The 25829-nt window shown below is 71.8% G+C and carries 25 protein-coding genes, 3 tRNA genes and 1 pseudogene; 21 read left to right on the forward strand and 8 right to left on the reverse strand.

Annotated features, from left to right (window positions below; all coding sequences use genetic code 11):
* Positions 1–134 precede the first annotated feature (134 nt).
* From BLV72_RS19650 to BLV72_RS19660, 3 genes are all read right to left on the reverse strand, one after another.
* Positions 135–806, reverse strand: a complete 672-nt coding sequence (locus BLV72_RS19650) for a response regulator transcription factor (RefSeq protein ID WP_014054096.1) — start codon at positions 804–806, stop codon at positions 135–137.
* 182 nt (positions 807–988) lie between these two features.
* Entirely contained in the window at positions 989–2332 is a 1344-nt protein-coding gene (locus tag BLV72_RS19655) for a sensor histidine kinase (protein WP_093463808.1), read from the reverse strand.
* A gap of 265 nt (positions 2333–2597) precedes the next feature.
* On the reverse strand, positions 2598–3833 hold the full coding sequence (locus tag BLV72_RS19660; RefSeq protein ID WP_093463809.1) for a sensor histidine kinase: 1236 nt from the start codon (positions 3831–3833) through the stop codon (positions 2598–2600).
* Positions 3834–4012: 179 nt separating this feature from the next.
* Here BLV72_RS19660 and BLV72_RS19665 point away from each other — a divergent pair, with 179 nt between their 5' ends.
* The 12 genes from BLV72_RS19665 to BLV72_RS19720 all read left to right on the forward strand — a co-directional run bounded on the left by BLV72_RS19665 (position 4013) and on the right by BLV72_RS19720 (position 15727).
* Complete coding sequence (locus BLV72_RS19665; protein ID WP_093463811.1) at positions 4013–4435, forward strand: NADH-quinone oxidoreductase subunit A; 423 nt, start codon at positions 4013–4015, stop codon at positions 4433–4435.
* On the forward strand, positions 4426–5100 hold the full coding sequence (locus tag BLV72_RS19670; protein ID WP_244320859.1) for an NADH-quinone oxidoreductase subunit B: 675 nt from the start codon (positions 4426–4428) through the stop codon (positions 5098–5100). Before BLV72_RS19665 ends, BLV72_RS19670 begins: the two co-directional genes overlap by 10 nt.
* Positions 5097–6491, forward strand: coding sequence for an NADH-quinone oxidoreductase subunit C (locus BLV72_RS19675; RefSeq protein ID WP_093463814.1), 1395 nt, complete (start codon positions 5097–5099; stop codon positions 6489–6491). Before BLV72_RS19670 ends, BLV72_RS19675 begins: the two co-directional genes overlap by 4 nt.
* Entirely contained in the window at positions 6488–7453 is a 966-nt protein-coding gene (locus tag BLV72_RS19680) for a complex I subunit 1/NuoH family protein (RefSeq protein ID WP_093463815.1), read from the forward strand. The genes BLV72_RS19675 and BLV72_RS19680 overlap by 4 nt, the downstream gene beginning before the upstream one ends.
* Positions 7453–8085 (forward strand): NuoI/complex I 23 kDa subunit family protein, encoded by a 633-nt coding sequence (locus tag BLV72_RS19685; protein WP_093463817.1) that lies wholly within the window; start codon positions 7453–7455, stop codon positions 8083–8085. The genes BLV72_RS19680 and BLV72_RS19685 overlap by 1 nt, the downstream gene beginning before the upstream one ends.
* Positions 8082–8666 (forward strand): NADH-quinone oxidoreductase subunit J family protein, encoded by a 585-nt coding sequence (locus BLV72_RS19690; RefSeq protein ID WP_093463818.1) that lies wholly within the window; start codon positions 8082–8084, stop codon positions 8664–8666. Before BLV72_RS19685 ends, BLV72_RS19690 begins: the two co-directional genes overlap by 4 nt.
* Positions 8666–9067: an NADH-quinone oxidoreductase subunit NuoK gene (gene nuoK, locus BLV72_RS19695; RefSeq protein ID WP_059149004.1), complete on the forward strand. Its 402-nt coding sequence runs from the start codon at positions 8666–8668 to the stop codon at positions 9065–9067. The genes BLV72_RS19690 and nuoK overlap by 1 nt, the downstream gene beginning before the upstream one ends.
* Positions 9064–11082, forward strand: a complete 2019-nt coding sequence (locus tag BLV72_RS19700; RefSeq protein ID WP_093463819.1) for an NADH-quinone oxidoreductase subunit 5 family protein — start codon at positions 9064–9066, stop codon at positions 11080–11082. Before nuoK ends, BLV72_RS19700 begins: the two co-directional genes overlap by 4 nt.
* 3 nt (positions 11083–11085) lie before the next feature.
* Entirely contained in the window at positions 11086–12675 is a 1590-nt protein-coding gene (locus BLV72_RS19705) for a complex I subunit 4 family protein (protein ID WP_093463821.1), read from the forward strand.
* On the forward strand, positions 12672–14231 hold the full coding sequence (locus BLV72_RS19710) for an NADH-quinone oxidoreductase subunit N (protein WP_093463822.1): 1560 nt from the start codon (positions 12672–12674) through the stop codon (positions 14229–14231). Before BLV72_RS19705 ends, BLV72_RS19710 begins: the two co-directional genes overlap by 4 nt.
* Positions 14232–14474: 243 nt before the next feature.
* A complete protein-coding gene (gene htpX / locus BLV72_RS19715; RefSeq protein ID WP_078642888.1) occupies positions 14475–15338 on the forward strand; it encodes a zinc metalloprotease HtpX in 864 nt (287 codons plus the stop codon).
* Positions 15335–15727 carry a YccF domain-containing protein gene (locus BLV72_RS19720; RefSeq protein WP_093463824.1) on the forward strand — a complete coding sequence of 131 codons (393 nt, stop codon included), beginning with the start codon at positions 15335–15337 and terminating at the stop codon, positions 15725–15727. The genes htpX and BLV72_RS19720 overlap by 4 nt, the downstream gene beginning before the upstream one ends.
* A 72-nt stretch (positions 15728–15799) precedes the next feature.
* On the opposite strand, the gene BLV72_RS19725 is transcribed toward BLV72_RS19720, so the two are convergent.
* Positions 15800–16288, reverse strand: a complete 489-nt coding sequence (locus BLV72_RS19725; protein WP_059148998.1) for a YajQ family cyclic di-GMP-binding protein — start codon at positions 16286–16288, stop codon at positions 15800–15802.
* A 189-nt stretch (positions 16289–16477) separates the two neighbouring features.
* Between BLV72_RS19725 and BLV72_RS19730 the strand changes: the two genes are divergently transcribed.
* Positions 16478–16559, forward strand: a tRNA-Tyr gene (locus BLV72_RS19730).
* A gap of 88 nt (positions 16560–16647) precedes the next feature.
* On the opposite strand, the gene BLV72_RS19735 is transcribed toward BLV72_RS19730, so the two are convergent.
* Positions 16648–18162 (reverse strand): glycoside hydrolase family 30 protein, encoded by a 1515-nt coding sequence (locus BLV72_RS19735; RefSeq protein WP_093463825.1) that lies wholly within the window; start codon positions 18160–18162, stop codon positions 16648–16650.
* Between the two features lie 374 nt (positions 18163–18536).
* Here BLV72_RS19735 and BLV72_RS19740 point away from each other — a divergent pair, with 374 nt between their 5' ends.
* Complete coding sequence (locus BLV72_RS19740; RefSeq protein WP_093463827.1) at positions 18537–18965, forward strand: MscL family protein; 429 nt, start codon at positions 18537–18539, stop codon at positions 18963–18965.
* Positions 18966–19002: 37 nt separating this feature from the next.
* On the opposite strand, the gene BLV72_RS19745 is transcribed toward BLV72_RS19740, so the two are convergent.
* Entirely contained in the window at positions 19003–20223 is a 1221-nt protein-coding gene (locus BLV72_RS19745) for an amidohydrolase family protein (protein ID WP_093463829.1), read from the reverse strand.
* A gap of 142 nt (positions 20224–20365) precedes the next feature.
* On the opposite strand from BLV72_RS19745, the gene BLV72_RS19750 reads away from it, so the two are divergent.
* Positions 20366–21235: a DUF1206 domain-containing protein gene (locus BLV72_RS19750; RefSeq protein WP_093463830.1), complete on the forward strand. Its 870-nt coding sequence runs from the start codon at positions 20366–20368 to the stop codon at positions 21233–21235.
* Between the two features lie 115 nt (positions 21236–21350).
* Entirely contained in the window at positions 21351–21863 is a 513-nt protein-coding gene (locus BLV72_RS19755) for a DUF3574 domain-containing protein (protein WP_244320860.1), read from the forward strand.
* A gap of 57 nt (positions 21864–21920) precedes the next feature.
* Here BLV72_RS19755 and BLV72_RS19760 read toward each other — a convergent pair whose 3' ends face one another.
* Positions 21921–22589, reverse strand: coding sequence for an NAD(P)H-binding protein (locus tag BLV72_RS19760; protein ID WP_093463832.1), 669 nt, complete (start codon positions 22587–22589; stop codon positions 21921–21923).
* Positions 22590–22613: 24 nt separating this feature from the next.
* Positions 22614–23899 (reverse strand): annotated as a pseudogene (locus BLV72_RS19765) (amidohydrolase family protein).
* A 324-nt stretch (positions 23900–24223) separates the two neighbouring features.
* Here BLV72_RS19765 and BLV72_RS19770 point away from each other — a divergent pair.
* The 5 genes from BLV72_RS19770 to BLV72_RS19790 all read left to right on the forward strand — a co-directional run bounded on the left by BLV72_RS19770 (position 24224) and on the right by BLV72_RS19790 (position 25669).
* Positions 24224–24296 (forward strand) — tRNA-Thr (locus BLV72_RS19770).
* 60 nt (positions 24297–24356) lie between these two features.
* Positions 24357–24429, forward strand: a tRNA-Met gene (locus BLV72_RS19775).
* Positions 24430–24515: 86 nt separating this feature from the next.
* Entirely contained in the window at positions 24516–24680 is a 165-nt protein-coding gene (gene rpmG, locus BLV72_RS19780; RefSeq protein WP_009715907.1) for a 50S ribosomal protein L33, read from the forward strand.
* An 84-nt stretch (positions 24681–24764) separates the two neighbouring features.
* Positions 24765–25235 carry a MaoC family dehydratase N-terminal domain-containing protein gene (locus BLV72_RS19785; RefSeq protein ID WP_093463833.1) on the forward strand — a complete coding sequence of 157 codons (471 nt, stop codon included), beginning with the start codon at positions 24765–24767 and terminating at the stop codon, positions 25233–25235.
* On the forward strand, positions 25232–25669 hold the full coding sequence (locus BLV72_RS19790; protein WP_093463835.1) for a MaoC family dehydratase: 438 nt from the start codon (positions 25232–25234) through the stop codon (positions 25667–25669). The genes BLV72_RS19785 and BLV72_RS19790 overlap by 4 nt, the downstream gene beginning before the upstream one ends.
* Positions 25670–25829 lie beyond the last annotated feature (160 nt).

The following is a 25829-nucleotide window of genomic DNA, read 5'->3' on the forward strand; positions in this document are numbered from 1 at the left end:
GATCACATGGTGGACGCCCAAAGAAGAACCATATATGTCATGGTTTGGCATGGTCTGTCCCATCCCCCGTGCTGCCATTTCCGGTGATCCCCCGTTCAGCCTTTGGCCCCGCTTTGGCCCGCGAAAGTCTGCTTTCAGGAATTGAGATACGTGAGGACGGCGAGCACCCGACGGTGATCCCCGTCACTCGGCGACAGGCCCAGCTTCAAGAAGATGTTGCTCACGTGCTTCTCGACCGCGCCATCGCTCACCACGAGCTGCCGGGCGATGGCCGAATTGGTCCGCCCCTCGGCCATCAGCCCCAGGACCTCCCGCTCCCTGGGGGTGAGCCCGGCCAGTACATCCTGCTTGCGGCTGCGGCCCAGTAGCTGGGCGACCACCTCGGGGTCGAGCGCCGTACCGCCCTCGGCGACCCGCACCACCGCGTCCACGAACTCGCGCACCTCGGCCACCCGGTCCTTGAGCAGATAGCCGATGCCCCGGCTGTTCCCGGCCAGCAGCTCCGTGGCGTACTGCTCCTCCACGTACTGCGACAGAACCAGCACCCCCAGGCCCGGATGGTCACGGCGGAGCCGGATGGCCGCCCGGACCCCCTCGTCGGTGTGCGTGGGCGGCATCCGTACGTCGGCCACCACCACATCCGGCAGCACGCCCTCGTCGGCCAGCTCCCGCACCGATTTGATCAGCGCTTCCGCGTCCCCGACGCCCGCGACCACCTCATGGCCCCGGTCGGTCAGCAGCCGGGTCAGCCCCTCCCGGAGCAGTACCGAATCCTCGGCGATGACCACCCGTACTCTGTCCGGCACGATGCTCGGCCCCCGTTTCACTCGGCCCCCGTTTCACTTGTTCCGTGGGGACCAGCATCCCAGGGTTGGGCCGCCCGCGTCGCGCAGAACCGGACGTGTACGACAGGTGGGGTCGTGCGCCCTCAGCGTCGGCCGGTGCGGTCGTGCGCCCTCAGCGTCGGCCGGTGCGGTCGTGCGCGCCCTCAGCGCCAGGGGAGCTCGGCGGTCACGGTGGTCGGGCCGCCCGGCGGGGAGTCGACGACGAGGACCCCGTCCACCGCGTCGATCCGCTCGGCCAGTCCCGCCAGACCCGAACCGGCGGAGGTGCCGGCCCCGCCCCGCCCGTCGTCCGTGATCTGCAGCAGCACCCGGTCATCGGTGCGCCAGACATCCACCTCGGCGGTGCGGGCGCCGCTGTGCTTGCTGATGTTCTGGAGCAGTTCGGAGACGGTGAAGTAGGCGATTCCCTCGATCGCGGGCGCCGGGCGTTCGGGCAGCTCGACCGTCACCGTGACGGGGACGGTGCAGCGGGCCGAGAGGGCGGAGAGGGCGGGGCCCAGGCCGCGGTCGGTGAGGATCGCGGGGTGGATGCCGCGGGCGAGGTCGCGCAGTTCCTGGAGGGCGAGCTTCACCTCGCCGTGGGCCTCGTCGACCATCTTGGCGGCGGCTTCCGGGTCCTCGTCCAGCTTCTCCTTCGCCAGGCCCAGATCCATGGCGAGGGCGACCAGCCGGGCCTGGGCGCCGTCGTGGAGATCGCGCTCGATCCGGCGCAGGTCCGCGGCGGCGGTGTCGACCACCGTGCCCCGGTCCGACTCCAGCTCCCAGACCCGGCTCGCCAGCCGGGACGGACCGAGCAGCCCGGCCACCATGATCCGGTCGACCGAGGTCAGCGCCCGCATCACCCACGGGGTCAGCAGCAGGACCAGCACACCCACGACACAGGTCGCGGCGATCTCGAACGGGGTGTCCAGATAGAACGCGCGCCCGTGGTCGTCCCCGAAGATCTGCAGGCCCGGCTCGTCCACATACCGGGGGAAGACCCAGCGCCACAGCGGGTAGGTCGCGAAGCCCCAGCCGTAGCTGGTGAAGGCGATCGCGAAGGTGAAGGAGAAGAGCGCCCACGGCAGATGGATCAGCGCGTAGATCACATGACGCCAGGAGGTGCCGCTCCTGAGCAGCGCGCCCACCCAGGCGACCGGCCCGCGCTTGCCCCCGCGGCCGCCCTTGCGGCCGAGGACGGGCTCGGGCTCGGCCACCTCCAGCCGCAGCAGCGCACGGGCGCGGGCCCGCTCGACGACGCCGAGCGCCCGGCAGCCCGCGAGGGCGGCGCCGAGCACCGGGACGCCGAGGAAGGTGATCAGCAGCCCGGCGCCGAGCGCGAGCATCGTGATCGTGTAGACGAAGGTGAGGACGGCCATCGGCAGGCTGATCACGAGATAGAGGAACTCACGCCAGACCCGGGCCTGGAACGGCGCCTTCAGCGCCGCGGGCACCAGATGGCCACGGGGCTCGGTCCCCGGCTCGTAGGGTCGATATGCGGTGGCCATTGTCTCGTCCGTCCTCCGGGGGCCTGGGGGCCTGTCGGGTCACGCGATCCGGGGTGGGTCAGCGGGGTGGGTCGCGTTCGCTGCGTACACCCAGAGTCCCGGAGCGAGGTCGGCCCGACCATCGGGCGGATCGGCCTCTTCACCGGGGGGTTAGCCCTACCTTCCGGGGGTGTGCAGACGCCTTGCCGGGGGACTGGCTCTGCGCTCTCTGGGGGGCCGGCTCTGCCCTCCGGGGGGCCGGTTCCGCACTCCGGCGTCAGGCGCCTTACCGGGAATGCGCCACCGCCGTGCCCGCCGCCGACCCCGTCCGGTGGCGCCAGGGCAGCTCGGCGGTCACGGAGGTCGGCCCACCGGGCGGCGAGTCCACCGCGAACAGCCCGTCGACCGAGCCCAGCCGCTCCGTCAGCCCCGCGAGCCCCGTGCCCCCGTCGGTGGTCGCCCCGCCGTGCCCGTCGTCCCGTACCTGGATCAGCAGCCGGTCCTCGGTGCGCCACAGGTCGACCTCGGCGGTGCGGGCGCCGCTGTGCTTGCTGATGTTCTGGAGCAGTTCGGAGACGGTGAAGTAGGCGATTCCCTCGATCGCGGGCGCCGGGCGTTCGGGCAGCTCGACCGTCACCGTGACGGGGACGGTGCAGCGGGCCGAGAGCGCGGAGAGGGCGGGGCCCAGGCCGCGGTCGGTGAGGATCGCGGGATGGATGCCGCGGGCGAGGTCGCGCAGTTCCTGGAGGGCGAGCTTCACCTCGCCGTGGGCCTCGTCGACCATCTTGGCGGCGGCTTCCGGGTCCTCCTCCAGCTTCTCCTTCGCCAGACCGAGCCCCATGGCGAGGGCGACCAGCCGGGCCTGGGCGCCGTCGTGGAGGTCCCGCTCGATCCGGCGCAGGTCCGCGGCGGCGGTGTCGACCACCGTGCCCCGGTCCGACTCCAGCTCGGCGATCCGCCGCTCCAGCTCATCGGAGGGGAACAGCAGCCCGCGCACCATCGCCCGATCCGCATGCGTCAGCCCCCGGGCGATCCACGGCAGCACCGGCCAGGCGACGAACAGCGAGGTCAGGGTGAGCGCGAAGGTGACCACCGCCCACGGCAGCCGGATCAGGGCGTACAGCGTGGCGCGCCAGCCCACCGGGTCCCGCAGACTCGTCCACAGCCGGCTGAGGAAGCCACTGCCCGGCCGGTACGGCAGGGGGCTGGGCTCATCGACGTGCACCGAGAGCAGCGCCCTGGCGCGGTTCCGCTCGAACCGGCCGAGGAGCCGGCTGAAGCGGAGCCCCAGGGCCAGCAGCGGCAGCCCCACCACCGTGACGGACAGTCCCAGGCCCACGGCCAGCCAGACCAGGGTGAGGACGAAGCAGACGATGCCCACCGGCAGATTGGCCAGGAGATAGGCGATCTCCTTCCAGGTCTGCGCGGGAAAGGCGAACGCGGGCGGCCGCGGCAGCCGCTCGTCGCCGCGGCCACGGCTGCCGCCGCCGTCGGGGCCGTGGACGGGGGAACTGGAGGTCATGGCAGCAAGACTGCCCGGCCCGGCGGGGGACCGCCATGGGGCTAGCCCTACCGCATGGCGGACGGGCCGCCCGGGCGGGCGGCGGCAGGGCCTAGACTTCCCGTCCGTACGGATCGTCGAACACGCGAGGTCGACGAGGAGCGGGCAGGGACCACGAGACCAGGGAGCGAGGGGCGGACGTGCCGGAGGCGACGACCGTACACACCACGAGTGGCGCCGGCGTCCAGCTCGCGGACGGCTACTTCCAGGGCTATACGGTGGTCGGACTGCTGGCGGCGATCGGCGTGATCTTCGTCGCCGTGGCCTTCGGGGCCGGGCGACTGCTGCGGCCCGTGGTGCCGACGCCCGAGAAGCTGCTGACCTACGAGTGCGGAGTGGACCCCGTGGGCGAGGGCTGGGCCCACACCCAGGTCCGTTACTACGTCTACGCTTTTCTGTATGTGATTTTCGCGGTGGACTCGATCTTCTTGTTCCCGTGGGCGACGGTCTTCGCGGCACCCGGCTTCGGGGCCGCCACGCTGGTGGAGATGTTCATCTTCCTCGGGTTCCTCGCCGTAGGTCTGCTGTACGCATGGAAGAAGGGCGTCCTGGAGTGGACGTGACACCGAACCCCACGCCGACACCGACACCGGCCGCCGCGCCGGTCCCCGCCTCCGCTCCGGTGGACCTGCCGGAGCCGCGCCGTCTCGGCACGCTGGCCCGGCTGGCTCCCGAGCCGATGAAGGTCGTCCTGAACTGGGGCCGCCGCTACAGCCTGTGGGTCTTCAACTTCGGGCTCGCCTGCTGCGCGATCGAATTCATCGCCGCGTCGATGGCCCGCCACGACTTCATCCGGCTCGGCGTGATCCCCTTCGCGCCGGGGCCGCGCCAGGCCGACCTGATGGTCGTCTCCGGCACGGTCACGGACAAGATGGCGCCCGCGGTCAAGCGGCTGTACGAGCAGATGCCGGAGCCGAAGTACGTGATCTCCTTCGGGGCCTGCTCGAACTGCGGCGGGCCCTACTGGGACTCGTACGCCGTGACGAAGGGCGTCGACCAGATCATCCCCGTCGACGTCTACGTCCCCGGCTGTCCGCCCCGGCCCGAGGCGCTGCTGCAGGGCATCCTCAAGCTCCAGGAGAAGATCGCGCGCGAGTCGCTGGGCGAGCGCTATGCCGATTCCGGGCAGGGGCGCGGAGGCGCCGCGTCCACGGCGGCGGGCCGCCCGTCCGCGGCCGCGCTGCGCAGCGGGCTGGTCACGCCTCCGGGGCGGGAAGACACGACATGACCGAGCCGAACGAGCCGAACGAGCCCAACGAGACGCCGGAGCGGACCGGGGCGGCGGAGACCGCGGAGGTCGAGCTCGCGGAGGTGGCGGAGCCCGCGGAGGCGGAGCCCGCTGCGGTGGCCGCGCCGCCCGTGGGCTGGCTGCCGCGTTCCGCCATCGAGCTGTTCGGCGAGGGCGCCACGGCGGAGGAGGCGTACGACCTGCTCACCGTCGACGTCCCCGCCGACTCCTGGATCGCGTCGCTGGAGACGGCCCGCGACACCCTCGGCTGCACCTACTTCGACTGGCTGAGCGCGGTCGACGAGCCGGGCACCGGCTTCCGGGTGGCCGCGTACGTCGTCGCCCTCGGTGGGGGCGGAGGCGCGGGTGCGGCGGGGCGCGCGGTACGCGGTCTGCTGGTACGCACCACCGTGCCGCACGATGCGGCCGCGCTGCCGACCGCGACCGGCGTCTATGCCGGGGCGGCCTGGCATGAGCGCGAGACCCACGAGATGTTCGGCATCGGCTTCACCGGCCACCCCGGTCTCGCGCCGCTGCTGCTCCCCGACGGCTTCGAGGGGCATCCGCTGCGCAAGGACTTCGTGCTGGCGGCCCGGGTCGTGAAGGCGTGGCCGGGCGCGAAGGAGCCGGGGGAGTCGGGCACCGGCCACGGCCCCAAGCGCCGGCAGATGCTGCCGCCGGGCGTCCCCGACCCCAACGAGTGGGGCCCTCTCAAGGGCCAGCTACCCCCTGCCCCGGCCCGTCCGGCCCGCGGCGCCCGCACGGCAGGCGCCGCCGCGGGCGACCGCCCCGCCCGCCGCACCCGCACCGCGACGGCCGGCTCCGCGAGCCAGCGCCCGGCCGGTGCGGAGCCGACGGCGGAGGCCCAGACTCCGGCGGCCGAGCGTCCGGCGGGTGCGGAGGCCCCGAGTCCGGGTGAGCGTCCGGCGCGGCGCTCGCGTACCGCCGCCGAGGGGTCCGCGAGCCAGCGTTCGGCGGGTGCGGAGCCGACGGCGGAAGCCTCGGCCCCGGACGCCGCCGCCAGTCGGCGGGCCACGGCCGATGAGCCCTCGGCCGCCGCCGAGCCACTGGCGCCCGAAGCCCCCGCGGCTGATGACGCCCCCGCGGTCGATGACGCCGCCGGGGCCGAGTCGCCCGCATCCGTGTCCCCGGCGCACCCCCGCCGCCCCGCGCCGCGAACCCGCTCGTCCGATGCCCCCTGGCATCATGCGCGCCCCGCGCGGGACGAGGATGCCGAGTCCCCGCGCGAGCCGGAGGCGCCGAAAGCACCGGAGGCCGAGGCGGACGGAGACGGACGCGGCGGCGAGAAACCCGGTTCCGCCTCCGAGACGCCCGACACCCCTGACGCCCCCGACACCAACTCCGACGACCAGCCAGGAGGCACCGCGTGAACGACGTCCTCGACGTCGCGCTGCGACTGCTCGCCCTCCTGCTCGCCTTTCTCGTACTGCCCCTGCTCGTGGGGCAGACCGAGCACAAGGTCATGGCCCATATGCAGGGCCGCCTCGGGCCGATGTACGCGGGCGGGTTCCACGGGTGGGCCCAGCTGGTCGCGGACGGGGTGAAGTTCGCGCAGAAGGAAGACGTCGTACCCACCGGCGCCGACCGGCGGATCTTCCAGCTCGCGCCCGCCGTCGCCCTGCTGCCGTATCTCCTCGTCCTCGTCGCGATCCCGGTCGGCCCCGCCGAGGGCGCCGTCGGCCAGGTCGTGGACGCGGGCATCTTCTTCGTGCTCGCCGTGATGGGCGTCGGGGTGCTGGGTTCGCTGATGGCGGGCTGGGCCTCGGCGAACAAGTTCTCCCTCCTCGGGGGCCTGCGCACGGCCGCCCAGCTCATGGCGTACGAGCTGCCGATGCTGCTCACCGCCGCCTCCGTGGCGATGGCGGCGGGCACGGTCTCGCTGCCCGGCATCCTCGCGGCGTTCGAGTGGTGGTGGGTGCCGTGGCAGATCGTCGGCGGGGTGGTGTTCTTCACCGCCGGTCTCGCCGAGCTGCAGCGCCCGCCGTTCGACGCGCCGGTCGCCGACTCCGAGATCATCTTCGGTGCGTACACCGAGTACACCGGGCTGCGGTTCGCGCTCTTCCTGCTCGCCGAGTACGCGGGCATCGTCATCCTGTGCGGGCTGACCACCGTCCTGTTCCTCGGTGGCTGGCACGGTCCGTTCTCCGACGGCCTTGGCTGGCTGTGGACGCTGCTGAAGACGGCCGTCCTCGCCTTCGTCGTGATCTGGCTGCGGGTCAGCTATCCGCGGCTGCGCGAGGACCAGCTTCAGCGGTTCGCCTGGACCTGCCTCATTCCGCTCTCACTGGCCCAGATCGCCCTCACCGGCGTCGTCAAGGTGGTGATCTCCTGATGGGCATCCCCGGATCCGGCCTGGCCAAGGGCCTGGCCGTCACCCTCCGCACGATGACCCGGAAGTCGCACACCGCGCAGTATCCGGACGCGCAGCCCGAGCTGCCGCCCCGCACCCGCGGGGTGATCGGGCTGTTCGAGGAGAACTGCACGGTCTGCATGCTGTGCGCCCGCGAATGCCCGGACTGGTGCATCTATATCGACTCGCACAAGGAGACCGTTCCCCCGGCCGCCCCGGGCGGGCGCGAGCGCAGCCGCAATGTGCTGGACCGGTTCGCGATCGACTTCGCCCTGTGCATGTACTGCGGTATCTGCATCGAGGTGTGTCCTTTCGACGCGCTCTTCTGGTCGCCGGAGTTCGAGTACGCGGAGGAGGACATCCGCGATCTCACCCATGAGCGGGACAAGCTCCGCGAGTGGATGTGGACGGTGCCCGCGCCGCCCGCGCTGGACCCGCGCGCGGAGGAGCCCAAGGAGATCGGCGCCGCCCGTAAGGCCGCCGACAAGCTCGCCGCCGCGGAGGCAGCGGCCGCCGCCGAGGCGGAGCGCACCTCCGACGCGAGCGACGGCACCAACGGCACCAACGGCACCAACGCCACCGACGGATCCGACGGAAACGGAGCCGCCACGTGAGTCCCGCGGTTCACCTGGCCGCCACCGGCCACGGGTTCCTGTCGCCGACCGGCGTCGAGATCGCCTTCCTGCTGGTGGGCGTCGCGACCCTCGGCGCGGCCGTCCTCACCGTCACCACCAAGCAACTGGTGCACGCCGCCCTCTGGCTGGTGGTGGCGCTCGGCGGCATCGCCGTGGAGTACCTCCTGCTCACGGCGGAGTTCATCGCCTGGGTGCAGGTGCTGATCTACGTCGGCTCCGTCGTCGTCCTCCTCCTCTTCGGGCTGATGCTCACCAAGGCGCCCATCGGCCCCTCCCCGGACGCCGATTCGGGCAACCGCGCGGCCGCGCTCGCGGTGGCCGTGGCCGCCGCGGGCGTCCTGGTGTGGGTGGTCGTGGACGCCTTCCGGACCACCTGGATCGAGCTCGACAAGGGCGTCCAGGGCTCCACCGCCGTCTCCGGCGATAGCCTCTTCCGCCACTGGGTGCTGCCGTTCGAGGCGCTGTCCGTGCTGCTCCTCGCCGCGCTCGTGGGCGCGATCGTCCTGTCCCGTAGGACCGCCGAACCGCGGGACGCCCTGAGCGGCAAGGAGAAGCGCTGATGCATCTCGCCTACCCCGCCGTGCTCGCCGTCCTCCTCTTCTGCACCGGCCTGTACGGCGTCCTCGCCCGCCGCAACGCGATCCTGGTGCTGATGTCGGTCGAGCTGATGCTCAACGCCGTCAACCTCAACCTCGTCGCCTTCGACGTCTGGCTCCGCGACACCCTGCACGCGGGCCAGGCCCTGACCCTCTTCACCATCGCCATCGCCGCCGCCGAGATCGGCATCGGCCTCGCCATCGTCCTCCTCGTCCACCGCAACCGCGGCACCGCCGACGTCGACAAGCTCCGGGACCTGGCCGACCCCCCGTCGGACGGCCAGGACCCGATGGACGACAGCATGGCAGCCCCCACTGACAACGACGCCGACCAGGCACGACGCGCCCGGAGGCAGACCGCGTGACGACCACGACCGCCGCCGTTCTCGTCCCCCTCCTGCCCTTCCTCGGCGCCGCCGCCGGGCTTCTGCTGGGCCGCCGCGCCCCCGGCTTCGTCCGCCCCCTCGCGGTGCTGCCGACTCTCGCCGCGGCCGGGCTCGCCGTGCTCGTCGCCGTACGGCAGGGCGGAGGAGCGGGCGGCGGTACGGCCCCGCTCACCGCCGCGACCCGGCTCGCCGACACCGGCTCGGTCCCCATCGACCTCGCCCTTCAGGTCGACGGCTTCGCCGCCCTGGTCGCGGTCCTCGTCGCCGTCGTCGCCTGCTGTGTGCAGATCTACTCGACCGGCTATCTGCGGGACGACCCCCGCTACCCCTCCTACGCCGCGCTCGTCTCCCTCTTCACCGCCGCGATGCTCCTGGTCGTCTACGCCGACGACCTGATCGTGCTGCTCGTCGGCTGGGAGATCATGGGCATCTGCTCGTACTTCCTGGTGGGCCACTACTGGGAGACCGCGGCCGCCCGCTCGGCGTCCCTGAAGGCGTTCCTGGTCACCAAGCTCGGCGACGTCCCGTTCCTGATCGGCATCTTCGCGCTCGCGGGCGACACCGGCACGTTCCGCATCAGCGAGATCCACACCCGGCTGACCTCCGAGACCGCCGGGGTGCCGCTGGACCACCCCACCCTGATCGCGCTGCTGCTGCTGGCCGGGGTCGCGGGCAAGTCCGCGCAGTTCCCGCTGCACACCTGGCTGCCGGACGCGATGGCCGGCCCCACCCCGGTCTCCGCGCTGATCCACGCGGCCACCATGGTCGCCGCCGGTGTCTTCGTCGTCGCCCGGCTGCTGCCCGTCTTCGCCTCCTCCGCCGCCGCGCTCGCCGTACTGGCCGCCATGGCGGCCGTGACGATGGTCGGCTCGGCACTGGCCGCGCTCGCCCAGGACGACATCAAACGCGTCCTCGCCTACTCGACCGTCGGCCAACTCGGCTATATGACGGGCGCGCTGGCCGTCGACGACCGCGGCGCCGCCGTCTTCCACCTCATCACCCACGGCGCGTTCAAGGCGCTGCTCTTCCTCGGCGCGGGCGTGGTGATCCACGCCGCGGGCAGCAACTCCCTCGCCGCCATGTCCCGGATGAGCGGCCTCTCCCGGCGCATCCCCGACGCCTTCTGGACGATGACGGTCGCGCTGCTCGCGCTCGCCGCCATCCCGCCCTTCGCGGGCTTCTTCTCCAAGGAGGCCGTCCTCGGCACCGCCGAGCACGCGGCGACCGGCCACACCCCCGGCGTCCCGACGGGCGTCGGCTGGACCGTCCTCCTCGCCGGGCTCCTTACCGCGCTCCTCACCGCCGGATACGCGGCCCGGCTGTGGCTGCTCGCCTTCCGCGGCCGGGGCGAGCCCGTCCCCGACCACGGCAAGCAGCCGGTGGCCATGAACGTCGTCCTGTGGGTGCTGTTCATCCCCACGGCCGCCCTCGGCCTCGCCTACGGCACGCTGCCCGACTGGTTCGACGGCGAAACGCTCACCCCGACCCTCACCACCTCCGTCCTCGGCACCGGGCTGGCCCTGGTCGGCGTCCTCGTCATGTACGGCGCCTGGCGGCACCGCTCGGCCCGGGCCGCCCGCGTCCCGCTCGGCGCGGTGGCCGCCCACCCCGAAGCCGCCGACGCCGTCTCCGAGGCCGAGGCCATCGCCACCCACGAGGCGGCCTACGGCTCCATCGCGGGCGCCAGCGACCCCGCCGACCCCGGGCGGCTGCTCCTGGGCCCGCTGCACCGCCACGCGGCCGTCGGCTTCCACCTCGACGCCGTCTACGGCGCTCTGTTCGTCCGGCCCGTGCGGGCCGCCGCCCGGCTCGTCCGCTTCCTCGACCGCGAGGTCGTCGAGACGTACGTACGCGGCGCGGGCGGTGCGCCCCGCCTGCTCGGCGCGGCCGTCCGCCGCGCCCAGACCGGCAATGTGCAGACCTACCTCGGCGCGCTGCTCGCGGGCTCCCTCGTCCTGGCCGTGGCCGCCGTCCTCGTCGCAGCGGGAGCCTGACCCGTGAACCACACCGTCCAGCAACTCCTCCTCGCCGCCCTGGTCGTGCTCCCCCTGCTCGGCAGCGCCGCCGCCCTGCTCCCGGCCCCGCCCGGGCTGCGCGGCCGCGGGCCGGACCAGGCCGTACTGCGCCACGGCGTGACCGTCACCGGAGTGGTGCTCGCCGCCGCCATCGCCCTGGCCGCCGGTTTCGACCACGACCACCCGGCCAGGATGCAGGCTCAGACGGACATCGGCTGGATCCCGGCGCTGGACATCCGCATCCACCTCGGCGTGGATGGCGTCTCGCTGCCGCTGCTCGTGCTGACCGCGCTGCTGACCTTCCTCAGCGCGCTCTACGCCTACTTCAACCGGCCCTCCGGGCCGTCCCCCAAGGCCTTCGTCGCGCTGCTGCTGCTCCTGGAGTCCGGCACCCTGGCCAGCTTCGCGGTGCTGGACCTGATGCTGTTCTTCCTGGCGTTCGAGATGGTCCTCATCCCGATGTACTTCCTCATCAACCGGTGGGGCAGCGGCGAACGGGAGCGCGCCGCCTGGCGGTTCATCCTCTACACGCTGCTCGGCTCCGTCGTCATGCTGCTCGGCCTCCTCCTCGTCGGGCTGGGGGGCGGCACCTTCGACATGGTGGCACTCGCCACGGACAAAGGCGCCGGGCTCAGCCACACCACCCAGCTGATCGCGGCCCTCGCCATCATCGTCGGACTTGCCGTCAAGGCGCCCATGTGGCCGCTGCACAGCTGGCTGCCCGACGCCCACACCGCCGCCCCCACCGTCGGCTCGGTGCTGCTGGCGGGCGTGCTGCTCAAGATGGGCACCTACGGGCTGGTCCGCATCGTGCTGCCGATGACCCCCGGGGCGGCCCACACCTACGCGCCCTACCTCGCCGCGTTCGCCGTGGTCGGCATCATCTACGGATCGCTCGCCTGCCTCGCCCTGGCCCGCACCGGCGCCAGGGGCGACCTCAAGCGCCTGATCGCCTACTCCTCCGTCGGCCATATGGGCTTCGTGCTGCTGGGCATCGCGACCCTCACCCCCACCGGGGTGAACGGCGCGCTCTTCGCCAACATCGCCCACGGCCTGATCACCGGGCTGCTCTTCTTCCTCGTCGGCGCCCTCAAGGACCGCTCCGGCACCACCGACCTCGACCAGCTCGCGGGCACCAGCGGCGCCGCCCTGTACGGCAGGGCGCCCCGCCTGGGCGGACTGCTCGCCTTCGGCGCCGTGGCCTCCCTGGGGCTGCCCGGACTCGCCGGGTTCTGGGGCGAGATGCTCGCCATGTTCGGCGCCTTCGACCCCGCCGACGGGCTCAGCCGCCCGGCATATCTCACCTATATGGCGTTCGCCGGCCTCGGCACCCTGCTCACCGCCGCCTACATGCTCATCGTCGTACGGCGCGTCTGCATGGGCGACCATCCGATCGAGCCCCGCACCGGGACCGAGCCCGAGCGGCCCGCCCTCGCCGATGTCCACGGCCATGAATTCGCCGCCTGGAGCCCCCTGGTGGCCCTCACCGTCCTCGCCGGACTGTGGCCCGCGGCCCTCCTCGGCCTCACCGACCCGGCCGTGCAGCAGCTCCTCGCGGGAGGCAACCGATGACTGCGAACGCCACGAGCCTGGCCACCAGCCTCGTCCAGTCCGTCGACTGGCTCGCCGTCGCACCGCCCACCATCGCGGCCCTGGCCGGCCTCGCCGTCCTCGTCGCGGACCTCTTCCTGCCCGAGCGCAGGAAGCATCTGCTGGGCTGGGGCGCGATAGCGGGACTGGGCCTGGCCGCGCTCGCCCTGCTGCCGCTGCTGGACGGCGAACGCTCCACCTTCTGCCTGACCACGGGCAACCACGCCTGCAGCTATACGGCCGACACCTTCGCCCTCGTCATCCAGTTCCTCGTGCTCGGCGGGGCGCTGCTCACCGGGCTGCTGTCCTTCAGCGCCCTCGACGACCTCAAACTTCCCGCGGGCGAATTCTGGTTCCTGCTGCTGTCCTCGGCCGCCGGAGCGGCCCTGCTGCCCGCCTCCCGCGATCTGGCGACCCTGGTCATCGCCCTCGAAGTCGCCTCGCTCCCGGCCTTCGCCCTCGTGGGCCTGCGCCGCGGCGACCGCCTGTCCTCCGAGGCCGCGCTGAAGTTCTTCCTCTCCTCGGTCACCGCGACCGCCGTGATGCTGCTCGGCGTCAGCTTCGTCTACGCCGCCACCGGCAGCCTCCATCTGTCCCGGGTCGCCGACGCACTCACCCACGTCGACCCGCGGCTCGACACGCTCGCCCAGGCGGGGGTGGTGCTCACCCTGGTGGGCTTCGCGTTCAAGACCGCCGCCGTGCCCTTCCACTTCTGGGTGCCCGACACCTACGTCGGCGCCCCCGTGCCCGTCGCGGCGTATCTGTCCGTCGTCGGTAAGGCGGTCGGGTTCTCCGGCCTCATCCTGGTGACCGTCCTCGCCTTCCCCTCGTACGCCGATGTGTGGGGCCCGGCCGTCGCCGTCCTGGCCGCTCTCACCATGACCGCGGGGAACGCCGCGGCGCTGCGCCAGCGCCCGGAGCGCGCCTTCAGCGCCGTACGCCTGCTCGCCTGGTCCTCCGTCGCCCAGGCGGGCTATCTGCTGGTCCCGATCGCCGCGGCCGGCTACGCCGACTCCGGCAAGGACGCCTCCCGCGCCATCGGCTCCACCGTCGCGTACGCCCTGATGTACGCGGCCGTGAACCTCGGCGCCTTCGCCGTGGCCGCCCTGGTGGCCCGTACGAGCCCGGCCAACCGCCTCACCGACTACCGCGGGCTGTACGCGGCCCGCCCGGCCGCCGCCCTGGCCCTGGCCTTCTTCCTGCTGTGCCTCGCCGGGCTGCCCCCAGGCGTCATCGGGCTCTTCGCGAAGGTGACCGTCTTCTCGGCGGCCGTGGACGCGGGGCTGGGCTGGCTCGCGGTGGTGATGGCGCTCAACGTGGTCGTGGCGCTCTACTACTACCTCCAGTGGACGGCGGTGCTCTTCCGCGCCCCCGAGCCCGCCGCCGGGGCGGAGCCCGCACCCGCGGCCGGGGCGGCCGCCGTCCGCCCGCGCGCCGTTCCCCTTACGGCCGCCATCGGCCTCACCGCGGTCGTCGGCATCGCCCTCTCCGGCGCCCCGCAGCTCGTCCTGCGGTTCGCCTCGGAGAGCCTGCTGTAACCGCTCCCGCGACGCTGTACCGCTCCCGCGACGCTGTAACCGCTCCCGCGACGCTGTAACCGCCGCCGCGCGCCCGCGTCCGCCTCACGGCCGCCATCGGCCTCAACACCGGCCGCGCGCCCGCACCCGTGTGCACAAGGGAACTGGTGCCCTTCGCCTGGCGTTGACTTTTTCAGGAAGGTCCACTGGAAGGTGGAGACACCAGGCAAAGCGTTCCCCTGCGGCACAACGGGAGGGCACACAGTGCACCGCCGGCACAACGGGCTGAAGACCGCCGTACTCCTCGGTGGTCTGTCCGCGATCATCATCCTCATCGGCAGTCTCTTCGGCCGTACCGGGCTGATCATCGCGGTCGTCGTCGCACTCGGGACCAACGCGTACGCCTACTGGAACAGTGACAAGCTGGCCCTGCGCGCGATGCGCGCCCGCCCCGTCAGCGAGTTCGAGGCACCCGGCCTGTACCGCATGGTGCGCGAGCTCTCCACGGCCGCGCGCCAGCCGATGCCCCGTCTCTACATCTCCCCGACCGAGGCCCCCAACGCCTTCGCGACCGGCCGCAACCCGCGTAACGCGGCGGTCTGCTGCACCGACGGCATTCTGCGGCTGCTGGACGAGCGCGAGCTGCGCGGGGTCCTCGGCCATGAGCTCAGCCATGTCTACAACCGCGACATCCTGATCTCCTCGATCGCGGGCGCGCTCGCCAGCGTCGTCATGTTCCTGGTGAACTTCGCCTGGCTGATCCCCATGGGCCGGTCCGACGACGACGAGGGCCCCGGTTTCGTCGGCATGCTGCTGATCATGCTGCTCGGCCCGCTCGCCGCCTCCATCATCCAGCTCGCCGTGAGCCGCTCCCGCGAATACGAGGCCGACGCCTCCGGAGCCCAGCTCACCGGCGACCCCTTGGCCCTCGCCAGCGCCCTGCGCAAACTGGAAGCGGGTACGAAGCAGCTTCCGCTGCCGCCCGAGCCCCGCCTGGAGACCGCCAGCCACCTGATGATCGCCAACCCGTTCCGGGCCGGTGAGGGCATGGCCAAGCTCTTCTCCACCCACCCGCCCATGCGGGAGCGCATCGCCCGACTCGAGCAGATGGCAGGACACCAGCCGTGAAAACCCTCCTGAACCTCATCTGGCTGCTCTTCGCCGGCCTCTGGATGGCGATCCTCTACGTCTTCGCCGGGGTGCTCCTCTTCCTCACGATCATCGGCATCCCCCTCGCGTTCGCCTCCTGGCGCATCGCCGGCTTCGCCCTGTGGCCCTTCGGCCGCACCGCCGTCCCCCGCCCCGGCGCCGGAGCCCCCTCCTGCGTCGGCAACGTCCTGTGGCTCATCCTCGCGGGCTGGTGGCTGGCGCTCGGCCATCTGCTCACCGGCATCGCCCTCTGCATCACGATCATCGGCATCCCGCTGGGCCTGGCCAACTTCAAGCTCATCCCGATCTCCCTGGCCCCCCTCGGCGTCGACATCGTCCCCACCGACCAGCCCTTCGGCCACCGCTGACCTGCCCGCAGACAACGCCAGGGGCGGCACGGCCACGCCGCACCGCCCCTGCCGCACCGGTCCGAGTGCCGCCTACCGGTAGTTCACGAACTGCACCGCGAAGTCCAGGTCCTTGCCCTTGAGCAGGGCGATCACGGCCTGCAGGTCATCCCGGCTCTTGGAGGTCACCCGCAGCTCCTCGCCCTGCACCTGCGCCTTGACGCCCTTGGGCCCCTCATCGCGGATGATCTTGGCGACCTTCTTCGCGTTCTCCTGCGAGATCCCCTCCTGCAGCGAGGCGAAGATCTTGTACTCCTTGCCCGACGCCTGCGGCTCGCCCGCGTCCAGGGCCTTCAGCGAGATCCCGCGCTTGACCAGCTTGGACTGGAAGACGTCGAGGATCGCCTTGACCCGCTCCTCGGAGTTGGCTCGCATCTCGATCCGCTCGCCCGACCACTCGATCGAGGCGCCGACGTTTTTGAAGTCGTAGCGCTGGGAGATCTCGCGGCTCGCCTGGTTCAGAGCGTTGTCGACCTCCTGCCGCTCGACCTTCGAGACGATGTCGAAACTGGAGTCGGCCATCTTGAGTTGGCTCCTCGTACGTAGATCCGTCAGTGGCACGGCCCAGCGGACCGCTCCAGCCAGCCTAGCGATCTCGGCCATGATCCAGAGGCGATCAACCGGGTGGCGAAGCACCCCCGCGCATCAGGTATTGTTTACGTCGTTGCCAGGGAGCAGCACCGCGAGAGCGGGGCACCTGGCCACATCCCAGGCGGTGTGCCCGAGTGGCCAATGGGAGCGGACTGTAAATCCGTCGGCTTAGCCTACCCAGGTTCGAATCCTGGCGCCGCCACAGTGGAAAACGGCCCCTGAACTGCGGAAACGCAGCCAGGGGCCGTTTGCTGTGTCAGGGGGGAGCGGGGCGCGGCCTCGCGCCGGGCCTAGGACTGGGTGCCGGTCCAGGTGAAGGTGGCGGAGGCCCGGGCGGGGAGCTGGTAGCTGAAGGACTGGCTGCCCCAGTTGACCTTCAGGGTCTGCTGGCTGCCGGTGTCGTTGTAGGCGATCAGCGCCTTGGAGCCGTCCGGGTTCTTCCAGGCCACGTTCGGCACCGTGGAACTGGCGCTGGAGTCGATGCGGCGGGCTCCGGGCTTCACGAACTTCGTGAGGTGGCCCATCGTGTAGTACTCGACGGTGTAGTCGACCCGCCCGCTCTGGCCGTCGCCGTTGTGCACGGTGACCAGGCCGGTGCAGGTGCCGCAGCCGCCGTTGTGCGGGCCCTTGTTCTGGTCGACGGCGAGGCTCCACTTGATCCAGCTCTTGCCCCAGTTGCGGGTGTAGTCGATCAGGTTGTGCATGTCCTCCTGCTGCTGATTGGCGATCCAGGTGCCGCCGGAGTGCTCGGTGTCGAAGGCGTCCACGTTCGGGTACTGGTTGTGGACGGTCGTCTGCTGGCCGACGTCGCCGCCGTAGCCGTGCCAGGCGATGCCGCCGAAGTTCGGGTGGTTGCGGATGGCGGCGTCGTCCACGACGGGCGCGCCGAAGCCCGCCCACTGATCCCAGTTCCAGTCGAGGGCGAGCACCTTGGTCTTCAGGCCCGCGTTCGCCAGTTTGGGCAGCAGCTCACTCTTGGTGAAGTAGTTGAGCCCGGAGCCGTTCCACTGCATCGAGGGGTAGCCGGGGCAGCAGGTGGGCTCGTTCTGGACGGTCACATAGTCGATCGGCACACCCCGGCTCTGGTACTCCTGGATGTACTTCACGAAGTAGTTCGCGTACGTGCCGTAGTACTGCGCCTCCAGCCAGCCCTGGTTGAGCTGGTCGTTGTCCTTCATCCAGGCCGGGGCGGTCCAGGGCGAGGCCATGACCTTCAGGGCCGGGTTGAGCTGCTTGGCCTGCTTGGTCAGCGGCAGGACGTCGGCCAGGTCGTGGTTGATGGAGAACCTGGTGAGGCCGGGGTCGGTCTGCCCGGCCGGCACATCGTCGAAGGTGTAGCCGAAGCGGGCCAGGTCGGAGCCGCCGAGCGGGTTGCGCAGAAAGCTCACCCCGATGCCGTCCGTGGGCGAGAAGAGCTTGCGCATCACCTCGTCGCGGGTGCTCTGGCTCAGCGCGCCGCTGCTGCCCAACAGCCATGCGGCGGTGTCCGTGAACGACGCCCCGGCGCCCGAGAACTCCTGGTACGTCCTGGACTCGTCGACGGTGACGCTGCCACCCCCGCCCGAGCCGAACCGGGTGGGCGCCTGCTGCTCCAGGCCCTTCACGACGGTGCGGCCGTCGGAGCCGGAGGTGGTGGTCAGATAGACGTTGACGGTCTCGCCGGCTTTGGCCGAGCCGGCCTCGGCGGTCGTGGCGTCGGCCGGGGAGGTCAGCCATGGGCCGACGGTCACGGCGACCGCGGCCAGGGCGCTCACCAGGGCGGTGCGCGTCGTGCGGGGGGAACTCACGGATCTGAGGGATCTCATGGAACCGGTGCCTTTCCTGTGCGGGCAGGCTCGGGCCGGTGTGGTCACGGCCGGAGGGAAGGAATGGGGGGAACTCCGGTCACCGGTGTGTTCACGGCAACGGAGCGGCGGAGCAGCGGTGCGGCTGAGCGGCTGAGCGGCTGAGCAGCGGTGCGGCTGAACAGCGAGACACCGGTGTGTTCACGGTGCTCGGTGACTGTGATGATCCGAGGCGCGCCGCCGGGCGTCAAGCCTCGCGGACGACTTATCTCATGGCGTGGATTAAGTGCGTCCCCTGCCGCCGTACGGGCGGCCGTCGTCGTGGCGCGCCCTGGGCGCCGTGGGACCGCCCCTAGGGTGGTGATTCCCCCGTATCAGGACAGAGAGGGCGGATCGTGCTCAGGGGCTTCAAGAACTTCCTCATGCGCGGTGATGTCATTGTTATCGCCATCGGCCTGGTCACGGCGCTGGCGTTCTCGACGCTGATCAAGGCGTTCACCGACTCCGTGATCAACCCGATCATCGCCCGGCTCCAGGGCGGCAAGGCGGTCGGGCTCGGCTGGCAGCTCGGCCAGGAGGGGAACAACGCGACCTACATCAACATCGGGTCGTTCATCGGCGCCCTGATCTACTTCATCATCTTCATGGCCGTCATCTACTTCCTGATCGTCATGCCGTACAAGTACACCCAGGCCCGCCGGGGCGCGGAGGTCTTCGGCGAGCCGGGCCCGGTCAAGACCTGCCCGGAATGCCTCGCCGACGACATCCCCGAGGCGGCGCGCAAGTGCCGTTACTGCGGCTCCGACCAGCCACGCATGGAGTAGCCGCCGGGTCGATCAGCCGCCTGGCCGCCCGCCCCGCCTACCGCGCCCCGTCGAGGTCCAGCTCCAGCATGCGGATCGCGTTGCCGCGGAGGATCTTGTACGTGACCTCGGGGGAGAGCCCGGCGACATGCTCGGCGGCGATGCGGCGGGTGTCCGGCCAGGTGGAGTCGACGTGGGGGTAGTCGGTCTCGAAGGTGGCGTTGTCCACGCCGATCGTGTCCAGCGAGGCGACCCCGTGCTTGTCGCGGAAGAAGCAGCAGTAGATCTGCCGGTAGTAGTACGTGGACGGCGGTTCGGGGATGAGATCGCGGACGCCGCCCCAGGCGCGGTGCTCCTCCCAGACGTCGTCGGCGCGCTCCAGGGCGTAGGGAATCCAGCCCATCTGGCCCTCCGCGTAGGCCAGCTTGAGGCGCGGGAAGGAGACCAGGACGCCGCTGAAGAGGAAGTCCATCATCGAGGCCATGGCGTTGTTGAAGCTCAAGGCCGCCTGGACGGCCGGCGGCGCGTCGGGGGAGGCGGCGGGCATCTGGGACGAGGAGCCGATGTGCATGCACACGACCGTCCCCGTGGCCTCGCACTCGGCGAAGAAGGGGTCCCAGTAGCCGCTGTGGATGCTGGGGAGCCCGAGGTAGGTGGGGATCTCGCTGAAGGTCACCGCGCGCACGCCGCGGGCAGCGTTGCGGCGGATCTCCTGGACGGCGAGGTCGACGTCCCACAGGGGGATCAGGCAGAGCGGGATGAGGCGGCCGCCGCTGTCGCCGCACCACTCCTCGACCATCCAGTCGTTGTACGCGCGGACGCAGGCCAGCCCGACCTCCTTGTCGTTCGCTTCGGCGAAGGTCTGGCCGCAGAAGCGGGGGAAGGTCGGGAAGCACAGTGACGCCTCGACATGGTTGAGGTCCATGTCGGCGAGGCGGTCCTTGGGGTCCCAGCAGCCGCGGCGCATCTGCTCGCGGGTGATGCCGTCGAGGGTCATCTCGTCGCGGGAGAAGCCGACGGCGGCGATGATCCGCTTGTAGGGGAAGAGATCGCCCTCGTAACTCCACCAGTCGGTGAGCTGGCCGTCCGGGTCGGTGGTGAACTTGTACTTGCCGCCGACGTAGGCGAGTTCGCCGATCCCGGCCGTCAGCGGCTTGGGGCCGCGGTCCCGGTACTTGGCCGGGAGCCAGGTCTCGAAGAGGTGCGCGGGCTCGATCACATGGTCATCGACGCTGATGACCCGAGGCAGCTCGGTCGTGCCGTTCGTCTCGTCGGTCATCTCGCCATCTCCCCGGTCTTCTCGTGGTGATCCTGTGCTCCATTCGATCTGACGGGCCGTCAGATTCTGGCGGCAGAGTAGGGCGGATCGCTTCAACCAACAAGAGAAAGTCCCGTTTCCGCGCCTACGTCCAGGGCACACGATGTGCGACAACCGGGAGGAAACGGTGAACGCATCGTCGATCGCACGCGGACTGGGTTCGGCAACGCGCACACGTACCCCACGCGAGGCGGGCAACCGGGCCATCGAGGCGGCGGCCCGCTGGGGGCTGGCCACCCGGGGGGTGCTCTATCTGCTCATCGGCGCCCTGGCGCTGCGCATAGCCCTGGGCGACCGCGGCGAGCAGGCCGACCGGGGCGGGGCCCTCCAGGTCCTCGCTCAGCAGCCGTTCGGCGCGGCGCTGGTCTGGGCGGTTGGCATCGGGCTGGTCTGCATGGCGCTGTGGCGGCTGTCCGAGGCGGTCTTCGGGGCCGCGGGGCCGGACGGGGGCGCGGCACGCAAGCGGCTGGCCGGGGCGGCCCGCGCGGTCTTCTACGGCGTCGTCGCGTACTCCGTGCTCTCCTTCGCCACCGGCGAGCAGGGCAGCGGCTCCAGCGACCGGCAGTCCCAGGACGTGACGGCCCGCGCGCTCGACCTGCCGTACGGCCGGTGGCTGGTGGCCGCCGCCGGGGCCGCGGTGGCCGCGGCCGGGGTGTGGATCGCCGTACGGGCGCTGCGGCGCGGCTTCCGCAAGTACCTCAAGCTGGGCGCGATGTCCCGGCGGACGCGGCGGGCCGTGGAGGCGCTGGGGGTCTGCGGCGGGGTGGCCCGCGGGGCCGTGTTCGCGGTGGCGGGCGGCTTCGCGCTCTCGGCCGCCGTGCGCTACGACCCGGACAAGGCGAAGGGCATCGACGACACGCTGCGGACCTTCGCCGGGACGGCGGCGGGGCCGTGGCTGCTGAGGGCGGTGGCGCTGGGGCTGGCGCTCTTCGGGGTCTTCTCGTTCGCGATGGCCCGGTGGCGCCGGGTCTGAGCGCGATTCTTGTTCACGTACCCCTTGGCCCGGCCCCCGCGCCTCGCGCGTCTCGCACGGATGCGCCCCGTAAGGCGGTCTTCCCCGGGGTTCCGGGCGCCGGGACCATCGGACGATGCCGACCATCGAGCCCATCGTGCCGACCGTGCGGCCCCGCGTGCGGACCATGAAGCCGCGCGCCCGTATAGCCGCCCTCGGGGCGGCCTTCGCCCTCGCCGCCGCCACCCCCGTCGCCGCGTACGCCGCGCTGGACGACCCGCCCGCCGCCGCGACCTCAGGCGGCGCCGTGGACCGGGGCAAGCCCTACGTCGAGACCCGGCTCTTCTTCGGCACCGAGCGCCCCGACGGCGGGCCGCCCGTCACCGAGAAGGAGTTTCTGGCCTTCGTGGACCGGCAGATCACCCCGCGCTTCCCCGCCGGTCTGACGATCCACGACGGCCGGGGGCAGTGGCGGGACCAGAACGGGACGATCGAGCGGGAGCGCTCGTACGAGGTGATCCTGCTCTACCCGACGTCCGAGGCCCCGACGCAGGACCCGCGGATCGAACGGATCCGGACGGCGTACGAGCGGCAGTACGCCCAGGAGTCCGTGGCCCGGGCCGACGCCCCGGCCCGGGTGGACTTCTGAACCGTCGGGCCGGCAACCGGCTCACCGGCTACCGGCCACCCCGGCCGCTCCCGCGCCTCAGCCCCGCTCGGCGGCGACCGCCGCCACCGCGTCCGCCACCGACGCGTCGCCGTTGATCAGCTCCAGCGTGCGGCCCGCCGTACGGGGCTCGTCCAGGAGGGCCGCCAGGACCGCCGCCACATCGTCGCGGGTGATCTCGGCCCGGCCCGTGCGGTCGGCCAGCTTCACCCGGCCGGTGCCCGGGTCGTTCGTCAGCCGGCCCGGGCGCAGCACGGTCCAGTCGAGGCCGTCCCGGGCGCGGATGTCGTCGTCCGCCGCGGCCTTGGCGCGCAGATAGGCGGCGAAGACCGGGTCGGTGTCCGGTGGCGGCTCGTGGGACGCACCCGTCGAGGAGACGATCAGGAACCGCCGGGCCCCCGCCCGTTCGGCCGCGTCAGCGAAGAGCACCGCGGACCGGTGGTCGACGGTGTCCTTACGGGCGGCACCACTGCCGGGGCCCGCGCCGGCCGCGAAGACGGCCGCGTCCGCGTTCTCCAGATGCTTGACCACGTCCTCCAGCGAGGCCGACTCGAGGTCGCAGACGACGGGTTCGGTGCCCGACGCCAGCAGGTCGCCCGCCTGTTCCGGCTTGCGGATGATGCCCGCCACTTCGTCTCCGCGCGCGGTGAGCAACTGCTCCAGCCGCAGTGCGATCTGTCCATGTCCACCAGCGATGACAATGCGCATGATCCCGACCGTACGCCGTGCGGCCTACTGTTGCTCGCCGCCGCTCTGCGACCGCGCCTGCCGGGGCAGATCCAGCGCCACCGCGGCCGCCGAGTCGCAGTACTCCCGCACCGCGCTGGTACGGGCCACCACCCGGCCCCGGTGCACCACGACCCTGCTGTACGCGAGCGAGAGCACCCCCGCGAGCCCGTCCCCGCGTACCGCGAGCAGCTCCGCCGGGAAACCGGCCTCCACCCGCACCTCGGCGAGCCCCATCGCGGCCCGCGCCCGCCCGCACACCGCCTCGTACGCCTCCTCCGGCCGCAGCTCGCCCCGGGACGCCAGCAGAAAGGCGGCCTCCAGGGGATCGCCCCGGCCCACCGGATTGACCGCGTCCCGCAGCGCCCCGCTGCCCGCGGCCACCCGGACGCCCGCGGCGCGCAGCAGCCGCACCGGCGCGCAGGCGCAGGTGAGCGCTCCGCGCCTGCCGTGGTGCTCCAGCCCGGCGCAGTCGCCCTGGGGGAGGCAGACGACGGTCACCCCGGCCGCCGCCAGCCGCTCGGCGATCCTCCCCGCGCTCTCCAGGGGCAGCCGGGACAGCCCGCCGCAGGGGCCGATGGTGACCCCCGGCCGCAGGCCCCCGGCCATCGCCGCGAGCCGGGCGAGGCGGGCCGGGTCGTCACCGTCCGTGTGCAGATCGACGGCGCAGCCATGGCGGGCGGCGAGGTCGAGGACGGCCTCGGCGTGGCCGGTCGGGTCCGGGTCGAGGTCGGGGCAGCCGCCGATGACCGACGCGCCCATCCCCACCGCGTCCCGCAGCATCGCCAGACCGTCCGCCCCGGCGGCGCCGGTCAGCACCCGGGGCACCGCCACCGCGCTCAGCTCCGTGAGCCCGCGCAGGGTCCGGCCGGCCTCCAGGACCGCCTCCAGGGAGCGCAGCCCGTGCACCCCGCCGATGCGGACATGGGTGCGCAGCGCGGTCGCCCCGTGGCCGAGCTGGAGCAGCGCGGCCTCGACGGTACGGCGCTGGATGTCCCGGGGGCGTACGGGACCGGGCCCGCCATGTCGGCCGTAAGGGCGGTGTCGCAGTGGGCGTGGGGTTCGGCGGGGGCGGGCAGCAGCAGATAGCCGCCGAGGTCCAGCCGGGTGCCGGGGACGAGGCTGCCCGCCGTGCCCACGGCCTCGATCCGCCCGCCGCTGAGCCGGACGTCCACGGTGCGCCCGTCGGCGAGCCGGACGCCGCCGAGCACCAGAGCGGTGGGCTCGGGGGCCGCGCCGCCGTTGCTGGGCGGCCGCTGAGGCTGCTGCGGCTGCTGCTGGCTCTCGGGCATCGCACTCCTGGGATTCGCAGGGCGTACGCGGGGCGCACAGGGGCGCGCGACGGTTGCGTGACGAGGTGCGGTGGCGGTGACGCCAGGGCGCCACGGGTACGCGCCGGGCACGCGAGGGGTAAGGCGACGAGCAACGCGCCGGGCACGCGTCGGATGCGTGCGCAGCCAAGATCACGCGGGTGCGAACCGAAGCCTAGGACGCGGTGGGGGCGGCTTCGCGGAGGAGCCGAATAGTCGTACCGGTGTGGTGCCTGAGCCCAGGGTGACGGGGGGTCGATACGGATTTCACCTTCGGCGGCCGACCGTGTAATGTCTTCATCGCTCGCCCCAATAGCTCAGTCGGCAGAGCGTCTCCATGGTAAGGAGAAGGTCTACGGTTCGATTCCGTATTGGGGCTCTGATGTGTGAGGTTTCCCGTTCGGCTACGCTGAGTCGAGCGGGGAGTCACTCGCATCACAGCGGTGTAGCTCAGTCGGTAGAGCAAGCGGCTCATAATCGCTGTGTCACCGGTTCAAGTCCGGTCACCGCTACTGACAGTAGCCGATTGTGGGGTCGGTCCTTCGATCGGCTACTCTTTCTGCGTTAATCCTTTATCCGTTCGTCAAGGAGCACTCACGTGGCTGCCACCGACGTCCGCCCGAAGATCACGCTGGCCTGCGTGGAGTGCAAGGAGCGGAACTACATCACCAAGAAGAACCGGCGCAACGACCCGGATCGTCTTGAGATCAAGAAGCACTGCCCGCGTTGCAACGCGCACACCGCGCACCGTGAGACGCGATAGCAATAAGCTCTCATTCGAGGCCGCCCCCACTCGCGGGGGGCGGCCTCGTTTCGTTGGTAATTCAATCGCAGGAGGTGTGCGCCGATGGCGCTCGACCAGTCCTTCGTGGGGCGGACCTACCCGCCCACCGCGGCGTACGAGGTCGGCCGGGAGAAGATCCGGGAATTCGCCGAGTCCCTGGGTGACACCAATCCGGTCTACACCGACCCCGAGGCGGCCAGGGCCCTCGGCTACCCCGACGTGATCGCCCCGCCGACGTTCATTTTCACGATCACCTTCAAGGCGGCCGGGAAGCAGGTTGTCGAGGACCCGCAACTGGGGCTGGACTACAGCCGGGTGGTCCACGGCGACCAGCAGTTCGAGTACACCCGCCCGGTTCGCGCGGGGGACCACCTCTCGGTCACCTCGATCATCGACTCGATCAAGTCGCTGGCCGGCAACGACATCCTGTCCGTCCGCGGCGAGGTCCACGACAAGGCGGGTGATCATGTAGCGACGTCGTTCACGACGCTGGTGGCCCGCGCCGCCGACGCGAAGGTGGAGGAGAGCAGATGACGACGGCCAAGATCTCGTACGACACCGTGGAGGTCGGCACCGAGGTGCCGATGCGCGAGTTCCGGGTGAACCGCGCCGACCTCGTGCGGTACGCGGGCGCGTCGGGCGACTTCAATCCGATCCACTGGAACGAGAAGTTCGCCAAGGAGGTCGGCCTCCCCGACGTCATCGCGCACGGCGCCTACACCATGGCCCAGGCGGCCCGGGTGGTGACCGAGTGGGCCGGCGACCCCGGCGCCCTCGTCGAGTACGGCGTCCGCTTCACCAGGCCGGTCGTGGTCCCCAACGACGACAAGGGCGCGCTCATCGAGATCGGCGCCAAGGTCACCGCCAAACTGGACGACGAGGCCCGTACGGTGCGCCTCGACATCATGGCGACCAGCGCCGGCCAGAAGGTGCTGGGCCGGGCCCGCGCCGTGGTACGGCTCGCCTGAGCCCTCGACCGCGCCCGAGCGGCCCCCAGGCGGATGAGAGCACGCCACCGCGTGTGAAGCCCGTCTGAGCGCTTTACGGGCCACCCGCCCGTCGGCCCCCGGACTCCCCACACCGGGGGCGGCCACCCCAGGGCCCCAGGGGGCGCCCCCGTACTCTTGA

Origin of the sequence: Streptomyces melanosporofaciens, from assembly GCF_900105695.1 — a bacterium.
GTDB lineage: Bacteria > Actinomycetota > Actinomycetes > Streptomycetales > Streptomycetaceae > Streptomyces > Streptomyces antimycoticus.